The sequence below is a fragment of the Streptomyces cylindrosporus genome (assembly GCF_022698165.1).
Taxonomy (GTDB): domain Bacteria; phylum Actinomycetota; class Actinomycetes; order Streptomycetales; family Streptomycetaceae; genus Streptomyces; species Streptomyces cylindrosporus.
The window spans coordinates 402,819-425,058 of record NZ_JALDAY010000004.1 but is presented as its reverse complement, the minus strand read 5'-3'; the positions used below and the strand labels follow the sequence as shown (position 1 = coordinate 425,058).

17 protein-coding genes are annotated in these 22,240 nt (G+C 71.9%); 11 read left to right on the top strand and 6 right to left on the bottom strand.

The annotated features are described in order from the left end of the window. Positions 1-152: 152 nt before the first annotated feature. From MQP27_RS14880 to MQP27_RS14865, 4 genes are all read left to right on the top strand, one after another. Entirely contained in the window at positions 153-1,709 is a 1,557-nt protein-coding gene (locus MQP27_RS14880; protein WP_242765554.1) for an oxidoreductase, read from the top strand. A gap of 164 nt (positions 1,710-1,873) precedes the next feature. Next, a complete protein-coding gene (locus tag MQP27_RS14875; RefSeq protein ID WP_242765553.1) occupies positions 1,874-3,493 on the top strand; it encodes a TROVE domain-containing protein in 1,620 nt (539 codons plus the stop codon). Between the two features lie 147 nt (positions 3,494-3,640). Continuing rightward, positions 3,641-4,591, top strand: coding sequence for an N-acetylmuramoyl-L-alanine amidase (locus MQP27_RS14870; protein ID WP_242765552.1), 951 nt, complete (start codon positions 3,641-3,643; stop codon positions 4,589-4,591). 91 nt (positions 4,592-4,682) lie between these two features. Then, positions 4,683-7,568, top strand: a complete 2,886-nt coding sequence (locus MQP27_RS14865; RefSeq protein ID WP_242765551.1) for an AfsR/SARP family transcriptional regulator — start codon at positions 4,683-4,685, stop codon at positions 7,566-7,568. Between the two features lie 10 nt (positions 7,569-7,578). Here the strand turns inward: MQP27_RS14865 and MQP27_RS14860 are convergent, their stop codons facing one another. The 4 genes from MQP27_RS14860 to MQP27_RS14845 all read right to left on the bottom strand — a co-directional run bounded on the left by MQP27_RS14860 (position 7,579) and on the right by MQP27_RS14845 (position 11,553). Then, positions 7,579-7,914, bottom strand: a complete 336-nt coding sequence (locus MQP27_RS14860; protein ID WP_242765550.1) for a hypothetical protein — start codon at positions 7,912-7,914, stop codon at positions 7,579-7,581. Positions 7,915-7,982: 68 nt separating this feature from the next. Then, positions 7,983-8,780, bottom strand: a complete 798-nt coding sequence (locus MQP27_RS14855) for an alpha/beta fold hydrolase (protein ID WP_242765549.1) — start codon at positions 8,778-8,780, stop codon at positions 7,983-7,985. 82 nt (positions 8,781-8,862) lie between these two features. Beyond that, positions 8,863-10,317 carry a flavin-containing monooxygenase gene (locus MQP27_RS14850; RefSeq protein WP_242765548.1) on the bottom strand — a complete coding sequence of 485 codons (1,455 nt, stop codon included), beginning with the start codon at positions 10,315-10,317 and terminating at the stop codon, positions 8,863-8,865. 54 nt (positions 10,318-10,371) lie between these two features. Next, positions 10,372-11,553: an MFS transporter gene (locus MQP27_RS14845; protein ID WP_242765547.1), complete on the bottom strand. Its 1,182-nt coding sequence runs from the start codon at positions 11,551-11,553 to the stop codon at positions 10,372-10,374. 85 nt (positions 11,554-11,638) lie between these two features. On the opposite strand from MQP27_RS14845, the gene MQP27_RS14840 reads away from it, so the two are divergent. From MQP27_RS14840 to MQP27_RS14830, 3 genes are all read left to right on the top strand, one after another. Beyond that, positions 11,639-12,670 (top strand): ArsR/SmtB family transcription factor, encoded by a 1,032-nt coding sequence (locus MQP27_RS14840; protein ID WP_242765546.1) that lies wholly within the window; start codon positions 11,639-11,641, stop codon positions 12,668-12,670. A gap of 9 nt (positions 12,671-12,679) precedes the next feature. Next, a complete protein-coding gene (locus MQP27_RS14835; protein WP_242765545.1) occupies positions 12,680-13,192 on the top strand; it encodes a glutathione peroxidase in 513 nt (170 codons plus the stop codon). Between the two features lie 67 nt (positions 13,193-13,259). Beyond that, positions 13,260-14,123: a MerR family transcriptional regulator gene (locus MQP27_RS14830; protein WP_242765544.1), complete on the top strand. Its 864-nt coding sequence runs from the start codon at positions 13,260-13,262 to the stop codon at positions 14,121-14,123. A 27-nt stretch (positions 14,124-14,150) separates the two neighbouring features. On the opposite strand, the gene MQP27_RS14825 is transcribed toward MQP27_RS14830, so the two are convergent. Continuing rightward, the gene (locus MQP27_RS14825; protein ID WP_242765543.1) at positions 14,151-16,001 is read right to left on the bottom strand and encodes a DUF8823 domain-containing protein; all 1,851 of its coding nucleotides are present in this window, start codon (positions 15,999-16,001) and stop codon (positions 14,151-14,153) included. Positions 16,002-16,205: 204 nt separating this feature from the next. Beyond that, positions 16,206-18,968, bottom strand: a complete 2,763-nt coding sequence (locus tag MQP27_RS14820) for a D-alanyl-D-alanine carboxypeptidase (protein ID WP_242765542.1) — start codon at positions 18,966-18,968, stop codon at positions 16,206-16,208. 436 nt (positions 18,969-19,404) lie between these two features. On the opposite strand from MQP27_RS14820, the gene MQP27_RS51375 reads away from it, so the two are divergent. From MQP27_RS51375 to MQP27_RS14800, 4 genes are all read left to right on the top strand, one after another. After that, positions 19,405-19,662, top strand: a complete 258-nt coding sequence (locus MQP27_RS51375; protein WP_242765541.1) for a hypothetical protein — start codon at positions 19,405-19,407, stop codon at positions 19,660-19,662. A 254-nt stretch (positions 19,663-19,916) separates the two neighbouring features. Beyond that, entirely contained in the window at positions 19,917-20,675 is a 759-nt protein-coding gene (locus tag MQP27_RS14810) for a GOLPH3/VPS74 family protein (RefSeq protein ID WP_242765540.1), read from the top strand. 293 nt (positions 20,676-20,968) lie between these two features. Then, entirely contained in the window at positions 20,969-21,826 is an 858-nt protein-coding gene (locus tag MQP27_RS14805) for a helix-turn-helix domain-containing protein (RefSeq protein ID WP_242765539.1), read from the top strand. A 176-nt stretch (positions 21,827-22,002) separates the two neighbouring features. Beyond that, positions 22,003-22,194, top strand: a complete 192-nt coding sequence (locus MQP27_RS14800; RefSeq protein WP_242765538.1) for a DUF397 domain-containing protein — start codon at positions 22,003-22,005, stop codon at positions 22,192-22,194. Positions 22,195-22,240 lie beyond the last annotated feature (46 nt).

Genomic DNA, 22,240 nt, shown 5'->3' with positions numbered 1-22,240 from the left:
GCGCCCTAGCGCCACAGCGCCCTAGCGCCGTAGTGCCGTAGCGCTCCAGTCCCGTAACGCCGTACCCCCGCATCCGCCACGCTCCACGACGGCCGGTCCCCCAACCGGCCGTCACCACCAGCTCCGCCGGCCGCTGTCAGTAGGCTGCCGTCGTGCTGTCGTACGACGAACTGACCTCACTCGAGCGGGAGTTGTGGAACGCGTTCCCCGAAGGGCGGCGCGTGGATCTGCGGGTGGGGAGCGAAGCGGGCGACCGGGTCGCCGGGGGTGGGGACTGGGGGCCCGGGCGGACCGTGCGGGCCGAGGTGATCGCCGCCCTGCTGCTCGGCGCGCGGGGTGTGGAGGGCGCCGGTGCCGTCGCCTCCATCGGGCTCGTCGGCGCCCGGATATCCGGCACGCTCAATCTCGGCGGCGCGCAGATCGGGCACCCGGTGTGGTTCGAGGACTGCTGGTTCGACGAGGGCGTCAACCTCTTCGGAGCCGAGACCCGTACCGTCGCCATCACCGGCAGCCGCATCCCCGGCCTGGAAGCCGGGTCGACCCGGATCGAGGGGCGCCTGGACCTGCTCGGCTCGACCGTGGAGACCATGCCCGTCTCCGCCTTCCACCGCGAGATCAGCGCCCTGTCCCTCACCCACGCGCACGTGACCGGCGGGGTGATCCTCAACCGCGCCGTGCTCAGCGCGCCCGAGGGGTGGGCCCTGTCGGGCGGTGGGCTGGTCGCGGACGGCGGGGTCTTCTGCAGCCGGATGGTCGTGCACGGTGAAGTCCGGCTGCTCGGCGCCCAGTTGTCGGGCGGGCTGTTCATGCGGGAGGCGCGGCTGGAGCGTCCCGGCCCGCGCGGTGTCGCCCTCGCCCTCGACAGCGCCGTGGCTTCGACGCTCGACCTCTCCCGGGGCTTCACCGCGAACGGCACCGTACGCCTGCGCGGCACCCGCGTCTCGGACAACGTCACCTTCGAGGGAGCCGTACTGAACGGGCCGCCCGACGGCACCGGCCCCGCCCTGCTCTGCACGCTCATGCAGGCCGTCGACTTCGACCTCACCCTCGCCCGCCCGCCCTCCGGCACGGTGGATCTGCGCGGCGCGCAGGTGTCGCAGCTGCACGACAGCGAGCAGAGCTGGCCGGAAGTGGTGGAGCTGGACGGCTTCGTCTACGGCTCCATCAAGGTGACGGAGGCCGGGGAGCGCCGGGAGGCGGTGGCGCGGCCGGACTCGACGGCCCACCGGCTGGCGTGGATCCGCCGCAGCCCCGGCTACAGCCCGCAGCCGTACGAGCAGTTGGCGAGCTGGTACCGCAAGGCGGGCCACGACGACGAAGCCCGCCGCGTACTCCTCACCAAACAGCGCCACCGCCGCAGCTCCCTCTCCCTCCCGGCCCGCGTCTGGGGCCACCTGCTGGACACCACGGTCGGCTACGGCTACCGCCCCTGGCTGGCCGGCGTCTGGCTGCTCGTGCTGACCCTGCTGGGCACGGCGGTCTTCGGCGCCAACTCCCCGACGCGCGCGGAGAAGGGCGAGGGGGCTCCCTTCCAGCCGCTCGTCTACACCCTCGACCTGCTGATCCCCATCGGCGGCCTGGGCCAGCGCACCAACTGGTACTGGACCGACGCCTCCCTCCAGACGCTGTCGTACGTCCTCATCGCGTTCGGCTGGATACTCACCACTGCGGTCATCGCGGGCGTGACCCGAACCCTGCAGAAGAGCTAGCGGATCAACCAGCGGATCAATTCGGATGCGTCCCTGTGGCCCCCCGAGTAGCGTCCTTCCCCGACGCCTTCCGATGCGCCGCGCCCCGGTTACTTCCTGTCGAGACAACACCGGTGCCCACTCTTGATCTCGGAAGGCGCGCCTGCTTCAGGGGGACCTACTGCATGACCCGCTTCAACCGCGGGCGGACCAAGTCCGAGGCCAGGACCGAGATCCAGGCCGAGATACCGGGCCTGGCCGTCGGCGGAGCGACTTCGTACAAGCACGTCGTTCTCAACCACGAAGGCGGCCGCGGATACGTCCGCGAACCCAGGGCCGAGCTCTTTCTCCTGGCCATGGCCAACATGGTCGGTCAGCGCAGCTTCTACGAGAGCGCGCTCTCCCGTGACGAGCGCTTCACGCGGCTGGTCCACGAACTCGCCGTGAGCGAACCGGAATGGACCCTGGGGCTGCTGCGCTGGCTGCGCACCGAGGCGCACATGCGGTCGGCGTCGGTCGTCGGCGCGGCCGAGTTCGTGCGGGCCCGCCGCGAGGCCGGGCGCGTCGGTTTCGCCCGCCAGGCCGTAGACGCCGTGCTCCAACGCCCGGACGAACCCGGCGAGTTGCTCGCGTACTGGACCGGGCGTTACGGCCGTGCCCTCCCGCAGCCCCTCAAGCGCGGGGTCGCGGACGCCGTGCGGCGGCTCTACACCGGACGCGCGCTGCTCAAGTACGACACCGCCTCGCACCGCTTCCGCTTCGGTGACGTCATCGAGCTCACCCATCCCGCGCCGGACCCGCAACGCCCTTGGCAGGGACCGCTGTTCCAGTACGCGCTCGACCGGCGGCACCGACCCGACCGTGCGGTCCCGCCGGCCGGGGAGGCGCTGCTCGCCGTGCACCACGCGCTCATGGCCGTACCGGTCGAGGAGCGGTACGCGCTGGTGACGGCACCCGGCGGCGCCGAGCGTCTGGAGGCGGCCGGGGTGACCTGGGAGGCGCTGGCGGGCTGGCTGCAGGGGCCGTTGGACGCGGCGGTGTGGGAGGCTGTGATCCCGGCGATGGGCGCCATGGCGCTGGTACGGAACCTCCGCAACTTCGATCTCGCGGGCGTCGGCGACCGGGCGGCGGCCGAAGTCGCCCGGCGGATCTCGGACCCGGCCGAGGTGCGCCGCTCCCGCCAGTTCCCCTTCCGCTACCTCGCCGCCCACCGCAACGCGCCCTCCGGCCGCTGGGAGCGGCCCCTGGAGGCGGCCCTCGCGCACTCCCTCTCCAACGTGCCGCGGCTGGACGGCCGCACGCTCGTCCTCGTCGACCGCTCGGGCTCGATGTTCGACCTGCCCACCGCCAGGACGCAGCTCAACCGCGCCGACTCGGCGGCGATCTTCGGCACGGCGCTCGCGATGCGCGCCGAGCAGGCCGACCTGGTCGAGTTCGGCACCGACAGCCTGCCCGTGCGCTGGACTCCGGACGAGTCCGTGCTGCGCGTGCTGACCCGCTTCCACGACCTCGGCGGCACCGACACGGCCGGGGCGGTCGCCCGGCACTACGACGGCCACGACCGCGTGGTCGTCGTAACGGACGAACAGGCGCACTGGTCGGGCCAACACGATCCGTTCGCCGTCGTCCCGCAGGACACACCCGTCTACACCTGGAACCTGGCCGGCTACTCCAGGGGCCATGTCGCGCCCGGCCCGCACCGGCACACGTTCGGCGGCCTCAGTGACGCGGCCTTCCGGCTGATCCCTCTCCTGGAGTCGGGCCGCCGTGACGCCAAGTGGCCGTGGGAGACGCCGAGTTCCTGAGTACGGCGGAACATCAGCGCGTCGCGTGACTTGTACGCCCTTCAACCGGTACGAAGGCGGTTGCCGCCCCGCACGCGGCCCCAGGCGTCAACTCCCTTCACAGGATTCCCGGTTACGTTGCCGGATCCGCCCGAAAGGACCGCAGTCATGGCCACACCACTGACCGCCGCGCAGATGCTCGCGGCGCTGAAGGCCGAGGGCCTCACCGTCCACGAGCACACCGGCTGGACCACCCACAACCGCGACGCGGCGACCGGCAAGAGCTTCGGCCCCGTGATCGGCGTACTGATCCACCACACGGCGGGCCACGGCGACAAGGAGCTCTGCTACAAGGGCAGATCCGACCTCCCCGGCCCGCTCTGCCACGCATGGCTCGGCAAGACCGACGGCCTGTGGACCATCGGCAACGGCCGCGCCAACCACGCGGGCGCGGTCGACCTGGACGTCCTCAACGCCCTGCGCGAGGAGCACGCGCCGCTCCCGCACGACAACCAGGCCAACGCGGACGGCAACGACTGCCTGTACGGGCTGGAGATCGAGAACCTGGGCAACGGCAAGGACCCCTACCCCGACGCCCAGTACCACCAGGCCGTCCTCTGGGCGGCGGCCATCTGCCGGGCCCACGGCTGGTCCGAGAAGTCGGTCGCCGGGCACAAGGAGGTCCAGCCCGGCAAGGTGGACCCCAGCTTCGACATGGACGACTTCCGGGCCGACGTGAAGAAGCAGCTCGCGGCCTCGGCGACGAAGACGAGCCCCGCGCCCACCAAGCCGAGCAAGCCGACCAAGCCCACCAAGGCGTCCAAGCCCCGCGTGGACCTGTCCCGCCTGGTCGCCGCCGCGAAGAACGACCCCGGCGCCAAGCAGGGCCACGTCAGCTACATGGCGGGCACCAACCTCACCGAGGCGGCCCTGGTCAAGCTCGGCTACCTCGCCAAGACCTACGCGGGCGACGGCTCCTTCGGCACCACCACGGTCGCCGCGTACGCCAAGTGGCAGCACCACCTCGGCTACACCGGCACGGACGCCAACGGCATCCCCGGCAAGATCTCCCTGTCCAGGCTCGGCGAGAAGTCGGGGCTGTTCACGGTCGTGGCCTGAACGACCGTACCCCGCAGGCGACTTGCCAACGACCGCGAAAGCGGTTGCAATGCCGGTGAGTTCGGGTGACGCGGGCGACGGAAGGTCAGAAGTGGACGGGGGAACTTCGCCATGGCTCCGGATCGAGGTACTCGGCCCGGTCCGGGCCTGGCGGACGGGCACCCCACTGGACCTCGGCCCGGTGAAACGCCAGGCCGTCCTCACCGCCCTCGCGCTGCGCCCCGGTGTCGAGTTGAGCCACGACCAGCTGCTCGACCGGATCTGGGGCGAGGACCCACCGGCCGGCGGCCACAAGGTACTGCCGACGCACGTCAACTCCCTGCGCCGTGCCCTGGACCCGCCCGGCACCCCGCACACCGAGTCGGTGATCCGCAGCGGCAAGGGCTGGTACAGCTTCGAGGCCGACGCCGTCCGCCTCGACACCGCGGACCTGACCGAGCGCGCCGACGAAGCGCGACGCACGCTGGCCGCCGGTGAACCGGCCACCGCGGCCGACCAGTTCACCGCCGCGCTCACCCTGTTCCGCGGCGAACCCCTGGCCGGCCTGTCCGGCCCTTTCGCCGACGCCGAACGCCAACGGCTCCTGGACCGCCTGCGCGGCCTCCACCTGGACCGCCTCGACTGCCTGATCCGGCTCGGCCGCCACGCCGAAGCCCTGGACGAGCTGGCCGCGATGCCGGTGTCCGACCCGTACGACGAATCGGTCGTCGCCCTGCGCATGCGCGCCCTGTACGGCGCCGGCCGCCAGGCGGAGGCCCTGAAGGTCTACCAGGACATGTACGGGCTCCTCCGCGAGGAACTCGGCATCGCCCCCGGCGAGGAACTCCGCCGCGTGCACGGGGCGGTCCTGCGCCGGGACGACGAACGCCTCCTGGGCCCGGCACCGGCCCGCCCCCGCCGCCGTACCCTCAACGAACTCCCGGGAGACGCGGGAAAGTTGGTGGGCCGTGAGACCGAACTGGGCGTACTGACCGCCCCCTCCACTCCAGGTGCCGTGTCCGTCATGACCGTGGACGGCACGGCCGGCGTCGGCAAGACCGCGCTCGTGGTCCGGGCGGCCCGGGAGCTGAGCGCCGACTACCCGGACGGCTGCCTCTTCGTCGACCTGCGGGCGCACAGCACCCGGCGCCGCCAGTCGCCGGAACAGGCCCTGCAACGCCTGCTGCGCTCGCTCGACACGGCGCACGGCGAGCTGCCGAGCGACCTGGAGGAGCTCACCGCGGCCTGGCGCGCGGCGACGAGTCCGCTGCGGCTCCTGCTGGTCCTGGACGACGCCCTGGACGCCGACCAGATACGTCCGCTGCTGCCGGCCGGGGCGGGCAGCCGGGTGCTGGTGGCCGCCCGGCGTCGGCTCGCCGACCTGGACGCCGACCGCCGCATCACCCTGGAGCCGCTGCCCGGCGGCGACGCGGTGTCCCTCCTCCGGCACATCGTCGGCGAGGACCGGGCGGACCGCGAACCGGAGGCGACACACGAACTGGTCGGCCTGTGCGACGGCCTCCCGCTGGCCCTGCGCATCGCCGGCTCCCGGCTGCAGAACCGCCGCGCCTGGACCGTGTCGTACCTGGTGGGCCGTATGACGGGCGACGAGCACCGGCTCGGCGAGCTGAGCGTCGGGGACCGCAGCGTGGAGGCGGCGTTCCGGATGTCGTACGACCAGCTGACACCGGAACAGCAGCAGGGCTTCCGGGCGGTGGGGCTGGCGCCGACGGTCGAGTTCGACGCGCTGACGCCCGCCACGATGCTGGGCTGGCCCGTGCGGAAGACCGAGGCGGTGCTGGAGGCCCTCGTCGACACGAGCCTGGTGCAGGAGCACAGGCCGGGACGGTACCGGTTGCACGACCTGGTACGGGTGCATGCGCGGCGGATGGCCGAGGAGGATCCGGCGGAGGCGGCCGAGGCCCGCAGGGCAGCCCTTGGGCTGTTCCTCGACGCCGCGCGGACGGCCAGCGACTGGGGCCCGGCCGGTTTCCCCACCGGCCCGTGGCCCACGGACACCCCCTTCCCGGACTGGCGGGACGCGGAGGCCTGGCTGAACGCGGCCGGCGGCGAGCTGGTCGACGTGGTCGGATACGCGGTGGCCCACGGGGAGCCCGACTACGCGTGCTGGATCGCGGAGGGGCTGTGCGACTACCTCGTACGGCAGTTCCGCTATCACGAGTCACGGACGGCGCTGGAGATCGCGCTCGCCCACACCCATGAGGCCGCCGACCGGCGCATGACGGCCGCGGTGCCGTCCTGTCTGGGCTACACGGCGGTGTACGAACGCCGGTACCGCCATTCCCGTGCCATGTTCGCCCGGGCGCTGGACGCCGGCCGAAGCCTGGCCGACAAGGGCGAGGAGGCCAGGGCCCTCGCCGGTCTCGGCTCCGTCGCCCTGAGCGTGGGCGAGAGCGAGCAGGCGATCACCCATGTCTCCGCGGCCCTGAAGCTCGCCGGCCAGGTGGGCGACGACTGGATCGCGGCCATGGCACTGGTCATCCAGGGCCTCGCCCACCAGTACCAGCGGCAGAACCAGGAGGCGCTCGACTGCTTCACGGCGGCCCGCCCTCCGGCCGCCACGGGCGGTCGCCCGCGCATGCTGGGCAGGGTCCTGAGCTGCGCGGCCGACATCCACCTCCGCCTCGAACAGTACGGCGAGGCCAAAGCCCTCCTGCGACAGGCGGTGGGGCTCGTCGAGGAGGGCGGGGACATCTTCCTGTGCGCCCGCAGCCTGACCCGGCTGGGCACGGCGGAGCTGGGCGCGGGAGGCGAGCCGAGCGCGGCCATCGCCTTCCACCAGCAGGCGCTCCTCCAACTCCGGCTGCTGTCCCCCCTCACCTTCCCCGGCTACGACTGGCTGGAGATGGACATCCGCGGCCGCCTGGGCCAGGCGTACCTGTCCGCCGGCTACGTCCGCGAGGCGGCCGCCCAGTTCCAGGCGGTCCAGGACGCCCGCGACACCCGCACCGGCCGCGGCCGCGGCCGCACCACCTGACCGGCATTTCCTACCGGCCCCCGCCCGGAGCCCCGCGCGCGTCCAGCGCCAGCCGGCCGGCCCGCCGCCCGGCTCCCAGGAGAATCCGCGCCGCTGCCAGGATCTCCGCGTCCTTCTCCACACCGGACCCGGCCAGCACCTCGATCAGCCGCTCCCGCCAGACGTCCGGATCCACCTCGTGCGCGTCCAACACGCGCCGGCCGTGTCCGCCGTCGCCCGTCAGCCGCCATCGCACGGACTCCCGCAGGGCGACGTACAGGTCCCGTACGAGACCCTGCCGGGTGTCCCTCAGCCCGTCCGGTGGCCCCGCGCCCAGCGCGGCCGCCACCAACTCCGCTTCCGTCACTCGTCCTCCCGATCCCGGTCGCTCCGGCAACCGTCGCGGGAGGCGCTGCACCCTTGATGAACTTCCGGTCAACCGGCCGCGGACGACGCCCGCAGCACCGGCAGCATCGTCGGAGCCGGTTCGTTCGTGAGGAAGTCCAGGATGATGCGGTTGACCTCGGCCGGCTTCTCCAGGGGGGCCGCGTGGGAGGTGTTCGGGACGATGGCGAGCTGGGCGTTCGGGATCGAGCGGTACAGGGTCGCCGTGTGCTCCAGGGTCATCATGTCGTCGTCGCCGGCGAGGATCAGGGTGGGGGCGGTGATCCGGGCCAGGTCGTCCGGTGTGAGGTTCGGCTCGCGGGTGAACATGTCCTTCAGCTTGCCGACGACGACCGGCCAGTGGTCGGCGCCGTCCGGGGTCACCGCCTGGTACATGTCGCGCAGGGGTGCCAGTCCCGGCTCGTCCGGGTCCAGTTCGTCCAGCATGTTCGGGCCGGACGAGATCTCCGGCGCGGGGCGGAAGTTGGCGCCGATCGCGACGACCTTGCGCACCAGCTCGGGGCGGGCCAGCGCGACCAGCAGCGCGACGATTCCGCCGTCGCTCCAGCCCACGAGGTGGGCCGGGCCGCCCACGACCGCCTCGATGAAGTCGACGGTGTCGTCGGCCATGTCCAGGTAGCTCAGCGGCCCCTCGACGTCATGCGTACGGCCGTGCGCGCGGCGCTCCGGCAGGAAGAGCCGGTATGCCGCCGCGAGGTCGGGCCGCTGGGCCGCCCAGGTCTCGTTGGTGCACATTCCGCCGTGCAGCAGAAGCAGCGGCTCGGCGCCCTCGGCCCCGTCGGTCTCGTACCAGGTCTCGACTCCGGGAAGTTTCACGTACTCGCCCATGGCCCCGGCCTCTCTCCCGCACCGCGCACCCTTCCAGTCTCCGCCCCCGCGGCCCTCCCCTCAACACGGGGCGGGGAGCCGATCACCGGGCCTGGAGGAAAGTGAACTCCGCGGGGAGCGGACGCCGGGTGCGCCGCGCGTACTCCCCCATGTATCCCGGCCAGTTGGCGACATTTCGGCCGTCCCGGGTGCGGTACCAGGACGAGCACGCCTGCCAGGCCGTCCCCGCGAACCGCGCCCGCACCGCCTCCAGCCCCGTCTCCTCCACCTCCGGCCGCACGTCCAGCGCCACCGCCCCACTGCGCCGGGCCAGCTCCAGGGCCCGCCGGACATAGGCGGCCTGCGCCTCCAGGAAGAACAGGATCGACCCGCCGGAGGTGTTCGTGTTCGGCCCGTACATCAGGAACAGCGAGGGAAACCCGGACACCATGATCCCGAGATGGGCCCGGGGGCCGTCCGCCCACGCGTCCGCGATGGACACCCCGCCCGTTCCGCGCACCTCCATCGGGAGCATGAAGACGTTGGTACGGAATCCGGTCGCGTGGATCACGCAGTCGACCTCGTGCACCCGCCCGTCCTCGGTCAGCGGCCCCTCGGCCGTCATCCGGACGATCCGCTCCGTCACCAGCTCGACGTCCGGCCGCCGCAGCGAGGGCAGGAAGTCGGAGCTGAGCAGCACCCTCTTGCAGCCGAAGGGGTAGTCGGGCCAGACCTTCCGCCGCAGCTCCGGGTCGGGCAGCTGACGGCGCATGTGGGCACCGGAGACGAGCGCGCCCACACGGCCTGCCGTACGTGGGTGACGTACACAGAGGGTGATCAACTCCAGGGCGTGGTAGATCAGTTGCCGCCATGCCCGGCGCGCCCAGGGCCGGCGCAGGACACGGTCCAGTGCGGCCGGCATCGGGCGGTCCCGGCGCGGCAGGAACCAGTTCCCGGTCCGCTGGAACACCGTCAGGTGCCCCACCACCGGGGCGATCTCCGGCACCAGCTGGGCCGCGCTGGCACCCGTCCCGATGACGGCGACCCGCTTTCCCCGCAGGTCGTATCCCTCGTCCCAGCGCGCCGAGTGGAAACCGTGCCCGCGGAAGTCCTCCATTCCCTCCACCGCGGCGAAGGCCGGCTTGTCCAACTGCCCGGTCGCCAGCACCACGGCGTCCGCGACCCGCTCCTCCGCCACCCCGGCCCGACGGCTCCGTACCGTCCAGGTCCGGTCCGTGTCGTCCCAGACGCAGGAGGTCACCAGCGTGTCCGTCACGATCCGCGGGGTGATCCCGAGCGCGTCCGCGGTCTCCCGGGCGTACCGCAGGATCTCGTCGCGGTGCGAGAACAGGCGGGTCCAGGAGGCGCGTTGGGCGAAGGAGTACGAGTAGAGGTGGCTCGGGACGTCGCAGGCGGCGCCCGGGTAGCGGTTGTGGAACCAGGTGCCGCCGGGTTCCGGGGCGGCCTCCAGCAGGGTCACGTCGTCCATTCCGTTCCGCAGCAGTTCGGCGGCGGCCGCGATCCCGCCGAACCCCGCGCCCACGACCACGACACGCATCCCGTCATCCTTCCGGGCCGGGAGGGGCGGCGAAAGACCGCGGAACGCGGCTCGTCACGCCGGCTGCGGCTCCGGCACGCGCGACCGCCTCCCCGCCGCCGCCAGCGTCACCGTCACCACTGCCGACGCGCCCGCCATGACCGTCATCGCCGTTGCGGGCGAGGTGAGTTGGGCGACCGAGCCCGCCAGTGCCGCCGCCACTCCCTGCATGGTCAGCATGCCGGAGGAGTGCAGCCCCAGGGCGTGCCCGGACAGCTCGTCCGGGGTGAGGGCCATCAGGCGCTCCTGCTGCACCAGGCTCGCGCCGAAGCCGACGGAGGCGAGGGCGGCGGCGACCGCGGCCACGGGAGTCGCCGGGTGCAGGGCGAAGAACAGGTACGGCCCGGCGAGAAGCAGCAGCAGGGGCGTGGCCAGCCGGGGCCGCAGCGCGGGCGGGACCAGCCGTCCGACGGTCACGTCCCCGACCAGCATGCCCAGTGCCGCCGCCGCGAAGAGCGTGCCCGCGGACCCGGGGTCGTACGACACGAACAGCGATTCGCAGCCGACGACGAGACCGTTGGGGAGCCACAGGCCGAGGTAGGTGAGCCGGCGGGGGCGGGACGACCACAGGAGGGCGTTGGTGCGCCAGGTCGCCGCGACCGACGGACGGCCGCTCACGCGCGGCGGACGGGCGGCCAGGCCGAGGCGCGCGCCCAGGGCCGCCAGCAGATACAGCAACGCGGACAGCAGCAGCGCGGTGCGCGGGGAGAGGACGGCGACCAGGACACCGCCCGTGGCGAACCCGACGACCTGCATGAGCCCGCTCATCATGTTGAACACCGAACGCCCCAGCAGATAGCCGTCCTTGGCCAGGATCTCGTTGAGGAGCCCCCACCGCACCCCGCCGCCGAGCGAGGCGATCAGACCGAGCAGCAGGATCACCGGGAAGACCGCCCGGACCGGGAGACCGGGCAGCGCGAGTACGGCCGTGCCCAGCCCGTACGCGAGCGCGATGCCCGCCAGCGCGGCGCGCGGCGGGATCCGGTCGGCGGCCGAGAGCAGGGTCGTCGCGCCGAGCACCTGGGCCAGCTGCGGGGTGAACATGCTCACCGCCGACAGCAGCGGCGAGTCGGTCGCCGCGTACACGAGGGTGCCGATGGCGAGGCCGCCGACGGTCTGCCCGGCGCCCTGAAGGGCGGAGGAGAGGAAGAGGGGCGTGAACTCCGGGGTGCGGAAGAGGTCCTGGTAGCTGCGCATGCGGTGGAGTCTCGGGCGGACCGCCGACGGCCAGTAATGTTTCGCGTGACGGCGAAAGGTGGGGCACGGAAGAGGGGGCGTTCGCATGGGCTGGTGGCAGTTGAACGCGGACACCCTCGCGAGCAGCAGGTTCGTGATCTCCCCGCTCGCCGAGACCTTCGCCTGTCTGCAGTTGCTGCACGTCGGCAGCGGCACGCACCCCGGTGAGCGGGCCTGGCTGCGCGAGCACCTGCCCGGCTACCGCGCGCTGCTGGCCGCCGACCCCGTGACCGCGCACCTGGTCCGAGCCGGGCTCGCCCGGAACTGGAACGCGGACTTCCTCACGCCCCCGCCCCGCGACGGCGAGTCCTTCGAGGCGGGCGTCGCCCGCGTCCGGGCGGTCCCCGCGGCCGAGGCCCGCACCCAGCTCGCCGTCTCCCTCGCCACCGACCACCGCCCCGGCACCCCGCTCCCGGCCGAGCTCCACCGCGACGACCTGCCCGAGCGGGCGGCGGCGCTCCTGGAGCACGTCTGGGAGACGGCCGTACGACCGACCTGGGAGCGGCGCCGGCGCGTCCTGGAGGCCGATGTCGTGGCCCGTACCGCGCGGTTCGGGCAGGGAGGCTGGGCGGCCGTGCTGGACGGGCTGCGGCCGGGGCGGACCAGGTGGCTCGGCGAGAACCGGCTCCAGGTGAACCTGCACGAGTACCCGCCGCGCGAGATCTCCGGCGCCGAACTGGTCTTCGTGCCGGTGACGCCCAAGGCGGGCTGGGTGTCCTGGGAGGAGCCCGCGCGTTACGCCATCGTGTACGCCTGCGCGGGCGCGCTCGCCGACCCCGCCGCCCGGCCCGCCCCCGCGAGCCTGGCCGCGCTGCTCGGCCCCGCGCGGGCCGCGGTGCTCGTCCTGCTCGCCTCGCCCCTGAGCACGAGCCAGCTGGTCGCGGTGACCGGCCAGGGCCTCGGCTCGGTCGGCCGCCATCTGAGGGTGCTGCTGGACGCGGGGCTGGTGGAACGCCGGCGGGCGGGCCGCTCGGTGCTGTACACGCGGACGGCCGCGGGAGAGGTGCTCGTGGAGGCGGCCACGCCCCCGTCCCACTCACCAAGCCCCCCGAACCGGTCCGTCACCAAGCGGAGTTAGCATCCGCTTATGACGACTGCAGACAGCAACGGTGCCGCTCCGCTCGACGTGGAGATCGGTGCCCTCCAGGGTGGTTCGGCGGACCTGTCCCAGTACGCGGGCAAGGCCGTCCTCATCGTGAACGTGGCCTCCAAGTGCGGGCTGACCCCGCAGTACACCGGCCTTGAGCGCCTCCACGAGCGCTACGCCGAGCAGGGCTTCACCGTCCTCGGCGTGCCCTGCAACCAGTTCATGGGGCAGGAGCCGGGCAGCGCCGAGGAGATCGCCGAGTTCTGCTCGGCGACGTACGGCGTGACCTTCCCGCTGACCGAGAAGGTCGAGGTGAACGGCGAGGGCCGCCACCCCCTCTACGACCGCCTCACCGGCTTCGCCGACGCCGAGGGCCACACCGGCGACATCCGCTGGAACTTCGAGAAGTTCCTGATCGGCCGTGACGGCAAGGTCGTCGCCCGCTTCTCCCCGCAGACCGAGCCGGAGGCGCCGGAGGTCGTGGCGGCCGTGGAGGCACAGCTGGCTGTTTGACCTTGCCCCTGGGGCAGGGACGAGTCTCCTCGTCGCCGGGCGGAACGGATCCGCCCGGTGACGGAGGATGGCTGTCGTGGACGACGAACTGCTCACGATCGGCGCGTTCGCGGCCCGGGCCCGGCTCTCGGCCAAGGCGCTGCGGCTGTACGACCGCCTCGGCCTGCTGGCCCCGGACCGGGTCGACGAGGCCAGCGGCTACCGCTACTACCGCGCCGGCCAGGTGGAACGCGCCCGGCTGGTGGCGCTGCTGCGCCAGTTGGACATGCCGCTCGCCAGGATCGCCGAGGTGGTCGAGGCGGACGGGGAGCGGGCGGCCGGGCTGCTCGACGCGTTCTGGGCGGACGTCGAGACACGCGTCGCGGGGCAGCGGACGCTCGCCGAGTACCTCCGTGGACGACTGTCGGGGAGGAGCTCCGAGATGTACGGGAAGTTCGTGGTCGAGACGGTGGACGTGCCGGAGCGCGTGGTCATCACCGAGACCAGGCACACACTCGCGGACGAGCTGCCGACGTGGATCGGCGGTTCGCTGGGGCGGCTGGAGAAGGCGGCCCGGGAGTGCGGCGGGGTGACGGCGGCGCCGTACGTCGTCTACCACGCCGAGGTGTCGATGGAGAGCGACGGTCCCGCCGAGTCCTGCGTGCCGGTGGCGGACGAGGCCGCGGCGCGGGCCTGGGCCGAGGCGCACGGGCGGCCCCGGGAGACGAAGGTGCGGGTGGAACCGGCCCAGCGCCTCGCCTACACCCGCATCACCAAGGCACAGGTGGCGCACCCCCAGATCATCGCCGCCTTCGAGGCGGTCGAGCACTGGATGGCCCAGGAGGGCCTGGAGATGGCCGGCCCCTGCCGGGAGGTCTACTTCGCGGACTGGGACGCGGCGGGCCCGGAGGACGAGGTGTGCGACGTGGCGTTCCCGGTCAAGTACAAGTAGACGCTCATTTCTTGTACAAGTAGACGCTCATTTCTTGAGCTCGTCCGGGCACGGGGTGCCGCGTGGCAGCGTGTAGGGCGCGGCCAGGCGGTACGTGCCCGGCTTCGGGGCGATCAGCATGGTCCACCTGTCGCCGTTCGCGTCCTTCTCCGTCTCCATCAGGCAGCCGTTGACGTTGTCGTACGACTTCGGCTCGCCGTCGGCCCGGTGCTTGGAGGCCTGGGTCTCCTGGGGCGGCTTGAGCTTCTTGCCCTCGGCGTCGACGATGCTCAGCCACGGCGAGTACGGGATCCGGATGAGGACGCGTCCGGCCTTCTCGACCTCCATCGTCATCTCGCCCTGCTCGGCGCGGTCGACGACGGCGTTCGGCTCGGCGAGCGGCGCCGGGTCGGTGACCTGGAACAGCTGCCAGTTGGCGTCGCCCCAGATCTGCTTCAGATACGGCATCCCGCGCTGGACGAGTTCCCGCTCCCGCTCGCCGCCGTCGCCGTCCGGCTCGTCCTTGGGCAGCACGACGAAGTGCACGGCCCAGCGCTGGAGCCACTCGTGGTAGTTCGCCGAGTTGAGGGTGTCGTCGTAGAAGAGGGGGTTGCGTTCCATGTCGGCCTGGCGGTTCCAGCCGCGGGCCAGGTTGACGTAGGGGGCGAGGGCGGAGGCCTCGCGGTGGGAGGCGGCCGGCACGACCTCGACGCGGCCCTTGGCGGCGCCGACCTTCTGGAGCTGGTTGACCAGCGGCGCGAGCTCGCGCGCCCAGGACGCGGTGGGCGTCGTGTGGACGACGTCGTCGACCGACTTGAAGCCGATCCAGAAGGTGAACCCGGCGATCGCCACCACGGTCAGCCACCAGCGGCGCGAGCGGCGGACCTGGAAGGGCAGCGCCGCGACCAGCACGACCCCGGCGAACAGCATGGCCAGGCGGGTGATGTTGGAGCCGATCTGCGAGCTGACGATCCACACGCCGACCACCGCGAGGCCGTACACCGCGGAGGTCAGGCGGACCGTCGTCCACTCCTTGGGGACGAGCGCGAAGATCAGGACCGCGTACACGAAGGGCAGGATCACCGAGGCGAAGCGCATCGGCTGGGTGCCCGCGAAGGGGAACAGCCAGGCCGACAGCGCGACGACCGCGGCCGGGGCGATACCGAGCGCCCAGGCGCCGGGGCGGCGCTTCTGCAGGAACAGCGCCACGGCGACCAGCCCCACGAACAGGCCCGCGACCGGCGAGGCCATGGTGGCGAGGGCGGCGAGGGGGGCCGCGCACGCGGCCTTCGCCCACCGCTTGTACCGCAACGGGTGCGGCCAGCAGAACACCACGGCCACCGCGCCCAGCGCGAACACCGTGCCGAGCCCGAAGGTCACACGTCCCGAGGCCGCGTTGCAGAGGAAGGCGAAGACGCCCGCGAGCGAGGCCCACAGCGGGTTCTTCACGGACTTGCTGCGCAGCAGGATCATCGTCAGCAGCCCGGCCGAGACCGTCCCGGCCAGCATCATCGTCGTACGGACACCCAGGACGGACATCAGGTACGGCGACACGATGCTGTACGACACCGGGTGCATGCCGCCGTACCAGGCGAGGTTGTACGCGGAGTCGGGGTGCCGGCCGACGAACTCGGCCCAGGCGTCCTGGGCCGCGAGGTCGCCGCCACTGTTCGCGAACGTGAAGAACCAGACGATGTGGAGGACGCCCGAGAGGGCGGTGAGGGAGAGCACCGGGTGGCGCAGGAGACGCTCCCGTAGGGCGTGGAAGGCGCGCGTCGCCCGGGGCGACCGGTCCGCGGCGACCGGGGCCGGCTCACGCGGTACGGGCACGCGTATTCGCGGGCCGGTTCCCGGGCCCGGATCGGCGTCGTCGGCGCGTGTCGGCTCCGCAGTGGCCACCTGAAGGCACTCCCCGTGGGTGTCCTGTTCTTCTCTTCTGGGACGCGTCCCATTGGCCGTCCGTTGACAGCCACGTCCCTTTCGGGTGCCCCGGCCGCGCCCCGCGAGCGGCACCTGCCCCGTTTCGTGACGCTAGCACGCACCCCGCCCACGAGCTCCCAGGTGGGCCCGTGGACGGGGTGCGACGGGTAGGTGTTACGGGGGTCAGCCGAGGCGCGTCAGCTTGGCCGTGAACCCGGGCTCGGCCAGGTCCTGCCGCAACGCCACCGGGACCTTGACCGCGCCGTTGCTGCCGTCGCCGACGGTGAGCGTGCCGACCTGGGTGCCGGCCTTCGCGGTGTGCGGTACGTCGTCGCCGTCGAAGGACAGCTTCACCTTGAGGCCGGACCAGCCGACCGCGGCGACGTCCTTGGTGACCACGATCGGGGTGTGGCCGCCGAGCTTGTCGTCCACGTACCCGACGACCGTGCCCTTCTTCAGGATCTTCGCCGACTTCAGGGCGTCCTGGGCCGCCAGCATCGCCGTCTTGCTGACCGCGTTGACGGTGTCGATGATCGGCGCGGTGTGCTGGCCGAGGATCGCGCCGACGACGGTGACGGTCTCGCCGCCGACCTCCTTGGTGGCGGCGAAGAGGAGGTTGCCGCCGGCCTTCGTGGTCGTGCCCGTCTTGATGCCGATGGCGCCGTTGTACGGGACGAGGCGGTTGTAGTTGTCCCACTTCTTGCCGGACGGGTCGACCCAGGTGGGGAGCTTGGTGATGTCCGTCAGGGCGGGGATCTTCACCAGCTCGTTGCCGAGTTTCACCTGGTCGGAGGCGGTGGAGACGGTGGTCTCCTTGAGGCCCGAGGCGTCGGTGTACGTCGTCCCCGTCATCCCGAGGTCCTTGGCGGTGTCGTTCATCTTCTTGATGAACGCGGCCTCGGTACCGGCGTCCCAGCGCGCCAGCAGGCGGGCGATGTTGTTGGCCGACGGGATCATGATCGCCGAGAGCGCTTCCTTCTCGGTGAGCACGTCGCCTTCCTTGACGGTGGTCAGGGTGGACTCGCCGTCCTTGTAGTACCCGGCCTCCTTCTCGGCGAGCGCGTCGACCGTGATCTTCGGGCCGTCCTGGCCGGACTTGAGGGGGTGGTCCTTGAGGACGATGTACGCGGTCATGGCCTTCGCCACGGAGCCGATCGCGACGGGGGTCTGCTTGCCGAAGGTCCCCATGGTGCCGATGCCGTTGACGTCGAGGCGCCCCTGCCCCTCGCTGGGCCACGGAAGGGCGGCCTTGGTCCCCTCGAAGGTGTACGAGTCCTCGGCGGTGAGGGCGAGGGTGGGGGTGGGCAGGGGGCGGACGGCCTGCACGATCGCAAAGACGACGGCGAGGAGGAGGACCAGCGGGGTCCAGATCTTCACGCGGCGGACGATGGTGCGGACCGGGGTCTGGGGTGGCGGCGGGGTGTTCGTGAGCTCGGCCAGGAGGTCGAGCGGGGGCTTCGGGGGGAGCGGCTGCTGTGTGGTCCGCTCCGGGCCGACCTGGGGAACCGGCGCCGTCGCCTCCGCCGGGGCGGGCCGGGGCTTCTTGGTCGCCGGGTCGTCGAGGGGCTTCAGCGCGACGAACTTGCTGGTGCGCTCGGGGTCCGCCTTGATGTCCCCGAGCTTCAACATGGTGGTCGGCTGATCGACCTGGGGCTTGGGCCGCTTGAACACGGCGGTCGGCTGATCAACGCCTTTGCCGCGCCCACCCGCCCCACCCGTGCCACTTTCGTCGTCGGGTGCGGGTGGCCCTTGTGGGGCGGAGTCGCCGTCGGCGGGTGCGGGTGCGGATGTGGGTGTGGGTTTGGCGGGGGTGGTGGGTGTGGGTTTGGCGGGGGTGGCGTCTTCGGGCGTGGCGTCTTCGGGGGCGGGGTGCTGGGGGGCGGAGTCCTGGAGGGCAGAGCCCTGGAGGGCGGAGTCTTCCGAGGTGGGATCTCCAGAGGTGGAGTCTCCAGAGGTGGAATCTTCGAGGATGGCGTCTTCGGGGATGGCGTCGGCCTCGGGGGCCGAGTCGGCAGCGGGCGGGGCACCGGCCGGCCTCGCATCAGCAGGCTCGTCGGCGACTCGCTCGGCGTCAGTTGGCTCGGCGGCAGCCGACTCGGTCCCGGCAGCAGTCTCCGTGCGCGCCACATCGGCCTGCGCGGCCTCGGGGCTCGCTGTGTCGACGCCCGCAGGGATGTCGGTGTCGGGCTCGCCGTCGTCGGCGCCACCTGCGACTTCGCCGTCCGAGGGCGCGGGGCTGACGGACTCGCCGCCATCCGCAGCACGTACGGCATCGCCATCCGCCAGGGCGGGGACGCGATCGGCGGGGGCGGATTCGTCCGCGGCACCTCCGCCATCCGCATCCGCAGCGTCTTCCGTCGGCGCGGGGGCGACCCGCTCGCCGCCATTCGCAGCACCTGCGGCATCGCCGTCCGCGAGCACGGGGCCGACGCCCTCGCTGGCCCCCGTAGCACCTGCGGCATCGCCATCCGCCGGGGCGGATTCGTCCGCGGCGCCTTCGGCATCCGCATCCGCAGCGTCTTCCGCCGCCGTGCCCGCCGTAACCCTCCCGGACGCCTCGTCCGCGTCGGCATCCGCCCCGGGCTCGGCGTCCTCGGTCTTCCCGGCAGCCGTGCCGTCACCGGCCCCGGCGTCAGTCGCACCCTCGGTGGCAGCCGCGCCGTCCGCTCCGTCCTCGTCGGCAGAGCCGCTGCTCCCCGACTCGCCCTCCAGCGGAACCTCAGCCTCCGGCTCGCCCGACGTCTCGTCGGCGTCCGCCACAGGCGTCTCAGCGGCCTCCTCGGCAGCCTCCCGGGCCGTCTCCCCGCCCTCAGCGCCACCCGTGGCGTCCTTGGCGCCCTCGGTGTCCCCCGACCGCACCCAAGCCGCCACAGCCGCCCTCAGCCGCGCGTCACCCAAGCCGTCAGCGTTGCCGCCCGAGGCCCCGCCCCGCTCGCCGTCAGTCACCTCATCACCGTCGGCCGTAGTCGTCCTCACCGAGGAAACGTCACCGCCATCCGCAGCGCCGCCCTCGGAACCGTCCAAATCCTCCGAGTCCCCGGCACCGGATCCCGAAACCCCCTCGGAATCCTCGGCGCCGACACCAGTAACCCCCTCGGAGTCCCCCGCACCGACACCCGCACCCTCCTCGGAGTCCCCGGCGTCAGCGCCCGAACGGCCCTCGAAGTCCCCGGCACCAGTGTCCGAACGGCCCTCGAAGTCCCCGGCGTCAGCGTCCAAACGGCCCCCGGAGTCCCCCGCACCAGCCTCCGAACCGGCCCCAGAGTCCCCGGTATCACCCCCCGAACGACCCCCGAAGCCCCCGGCATCACCCCCGGAAGCTCCCCCGGTCCCCTCCGCATCCCCGGTCACCAGATCCCGTACCGAGAACACCCGCGTCGCCGTGTCCACACCACCACGCGCGGCCGACGGCGAAGCCCCCGCGCCCGGCTCCCCCTCCCTCGCCACCGCCAGGCGGGGATCCCGGGTGGCGGCATCCTCCGTCCTCGCCTCCGGAACCGGACCCGCGCTCCCCGACGTCGGTTCTGCCGACGACTCGCGCTTCTTCGACCTGTCGGGGGACTCGCCCGCCACCGATGCCTCCTCCATGTGCCGCCGCATGCCCCGCATGCCGCTGCCGAACCCGTCAACCGAACTGTGAACCCGTGATCCGTGAATCCGTGAACCGTGAATCCGTGAATCCGTGAGACAAGCCGCCCGGTACACCGCTCCACACCGCTCCACACCGCTTCGACGCGCTGTCCGAACCATGTACCAGTGTCCTGTGTGCGGGCTTAACCCCTGCGGTAGACGAGAACGACATACCTACCGGTTCCCTCACAAACAGGTCACGCACCCTCGACAGACCAATGTGAGAGGGGTCACCCTGTCTTTCATCCACGCGGGGAGGCATGGATGGGCAGGAGCCGCAGAACACTTCCGGAGGAGCTTCTGCTGCTGGCACTGGACCCGGCCACGGGTACCACTGCACAGCCGCAGTCGCTCGACCTCGGTCTGGCCGGAGCACAGCTAGTGGAGCTGGCGCTGGCCGGACGGATAGCCCCAGACGGGGATCGTATCGCCGTGGTAGCCCCACGGCCGACTGGAGATCCAACGTTGGACTGCGCGTTGGAGTTGCTGCGTAGGCGCGGCGCTCCCGTGCGGGCAGTGAACTGGATTGGCGGGCCGCGCCTTGGGCTGCGCCAGACCTACCTCTCGCATCTGGAGCGGTGCGGCATGGTGCATGCCGTGGCCGGTCAGATGTGCGGGGTGCTGCCGACGACTCGTTACCAGGCGACGGACACCGCCATCAGCCGGGAGATCAGGGCCCGGCTGGATTCCGCGATCCGGACCGGCGTACCGCCGGACCCACGGACCGCGGCGCTCGCCGCCCTGGCACACGCTGTCGGCCTCGGCAAGCACCTGTATCCGGGGAACGAAGGACGGTCCTCTCGTTCCCGGTTGCGGGATCTGATCAGGCACGACCCCATGGGCGGTCTCGTCGCGCACGCCGTGATGGACGTCCAGAACGGCGTGGCGGCCCAGCCGCGCCGCAGCCCGGCCCCGGCCGGCCGTCAGGCCGCCGCCGGACCGACCCGACCCGCACCGGAACCCGCTCGTGGTGTTCCGATGCAGCCGCGCCGCGGTTCCATGGCGCGCGTCGTGGCCCACTGAGCCGCAGTCCCACGACGACAGCAGTCCCCGATACCCGGTACGGGAGCCGCTGGCCGCGCGGGGCAGTGAGTCCGTACGTCGTCCGCAGCCGCGGAAGGCGAAACGGTCCCGCTGCCCCGCGCGGCCGCATTTCCGGCGCGAACGCCCCGCAGATCACGCCAGGATCGCGAACTGGTGCGTATCCAGCGCATATCCACAGTTTCCCAGCGGTAGTAAGCACCTTGGTGGCAGTCTGCTCAACAGCAGATACGCAAAGTGGTAACCAGAGGTCCGCAGCCGGAGGTGCACGTCCCGTGGCGTCCAATGTCAATCCCACCGTCCGGCGCCGCCGGCTGGGCCAGGAGCTGCGCCGGCTCCGTGAGCTCAAGGGCATGACGGCCGAAGAGGTCGCCGAGCGGCTGCTGGTGTCGCAGTCGAAGATCAGCCGGCTGGAGAACGGGCGGCGCAGCATCAGCCAGCGCGACGTCCGGGATCTGTGCGGGGTGTACGAGGTCGAGGACCACCGGATCGTCGACTCGCTGATGCAGATGGCCAAGGACTCGCGGCAGCAGGGGTGGTGGCATTCCTTCGGCGACATCCCCTACAGCGTCTACATCGGCCTGGAGACGGACGCCGCGAGTCTGCGGGTCTACGATCCCCAGGTCGTGCCCGGTCTGTTGCAGACCCGGCAGTACGCCGAGGCGCTCATCGCGGGCGCGTTGCCGGAGACGGCCGCCGCCGATGTCGAGAAGCGCGTGCAGGTGCGGCTGCGCCGGCAGGAACGAATCACCGCCCCGGAGAACCCGCTCCGCCTGTGGACCGTGATGGACGAGGCGGCCCTCAAGCGGGTTGTGGGGAACAAGTCCCTGATGCGGGACCAGCTGGAGCACCTCGTCGAGCAGTCCCAGCTGCCGCACGTCACCGTGCAGGTCATCCCGTTCGAGATGGGCGCCCACCCGGGCCTCAACGGCCAGTACGCGATCCTGGAGTTCCCGGACGCGGCCGACTCCAGCGTCGTCTACATCGAGGGTGTCACCAGCGACCTGTACCTGGAGAAGGCCAACGACGTGCAGAAGTACAGCGTGATGTACGAGCACCTGCGGGCCCAGGCCCTCAATCCGGACCAGTCACGGCAGTTCATCGCGGACATCGCGAAGGAGTACGCCCGCTGAAGCGCCGTAAGGTACACCTTCCCGGGGCCGTAGTGGAAGACCCACCTGGAATATGCCATCCAGTCGAGTGAATAGTCGCTTCGTACACGGAGGTTGGCGAGTAGCGTCGATCACGCCACCACACACCAAAGGTTGGCGCAAATCAGCAACTCGTCTTCTGGCACTACGGAGCAAAAATGGCAATTCGTCAGGGCGCCACGGAAACCTGGACCAAGTCCTCGTACTCCACCGGCAACGGAGCCTGCGTCGAGGTCAAGTCGCCGGCCGGTGAGGACCTGTCCGTCCAGGACTCCAAGGTCACCGACGGCCCGGTCCTCGCCTTCCCCGCCGACGCGTGGAACGCCTTCGTCGCCTCGGTCAAGGCGTAAGGGGAGGGTCTTTCCTGATCCTCTGTCCACTTCACCGACAACAAAC

What these genes read in the sequence shown, in the direction of transcription:
- MQP27_RS14845 (WP_242765547.1), bottom strand. Translation starts at nt 11,553, where the DNA reads ATGCGCAGCTACCAGGACCTCTTCCGCACCCCGGAGTTCACGCCCCTC.
- MQP27_RS14875 (WP_242765553.1), top strand. Translation starts at nt 1,874, where the DNA reads ATGACCCGCTTCAACCGCGGGCGGACCAAGTCCGAGGCCAGGACCGAG.
- MQP27_RS14840 (WP_242765546.1), top strand. Translation starts at nt 11,639, where the DNA reads ATGGGCTGGTGGCAGTTGAACGCGGACACCCTCGCGAGCAGCAGGTTC.
- MQP27_RS14800 (WP_242765538.1), top strand. Translation starts at nt 22,003, where the DNA reads ATGGCAATTCGTCAGGGCGCCACGGAAACCTGGACCAAGTCCTCGTAC.
- MQP27_RS14835 (WP_242765545.1), top strand. Translation starts at nt 12,680, where the DNA reads ATGACGACTGCAGACAGCAACGGTGCCGCTCCGCTCGACGTGGAGATC.
- MQP27_RS14870 (WP_242765552.1), top strand. Translation starts at nt 3,641, where the DNA reads ATGGCCACACCACTGACCGCCGCGCAGATGCTCGCGGCGCTGAAGGCC.
- MQP27_RS14855 (WP_242765549.1), bottom strand. Translation starts at nt 8,780, where the DNA reads ATGGGCGAGTACGTGAAACTTCCCGGAGTCGAGACCTGGTACGAGACC.
- MQP27_RS14850 (WP_242765548.1), bottom strand. Translation starts at nt 10,317, where the DNA reads ATGCGTGTCGTGGTCGTGGGCGCGGGGTTCGGCGGGATCGCGGCCGCC.
- MQP27_RS14810 (WP_242765540.1), top strand. Translation starts at nt 19,917, where the DNA reads ATGGGCAGGAGCCGCAGAACACTTCCGGAGGAGCTTCTGCTGCTGGCA.
- MQP27_RS14830 (WP_242765544.1), top strand. Translation starts at nt 13,260, where the DNA reads ATGGCTGTCGTGGACGACGAACTGCTCACGATCGGCGCGTTCGCGGCC.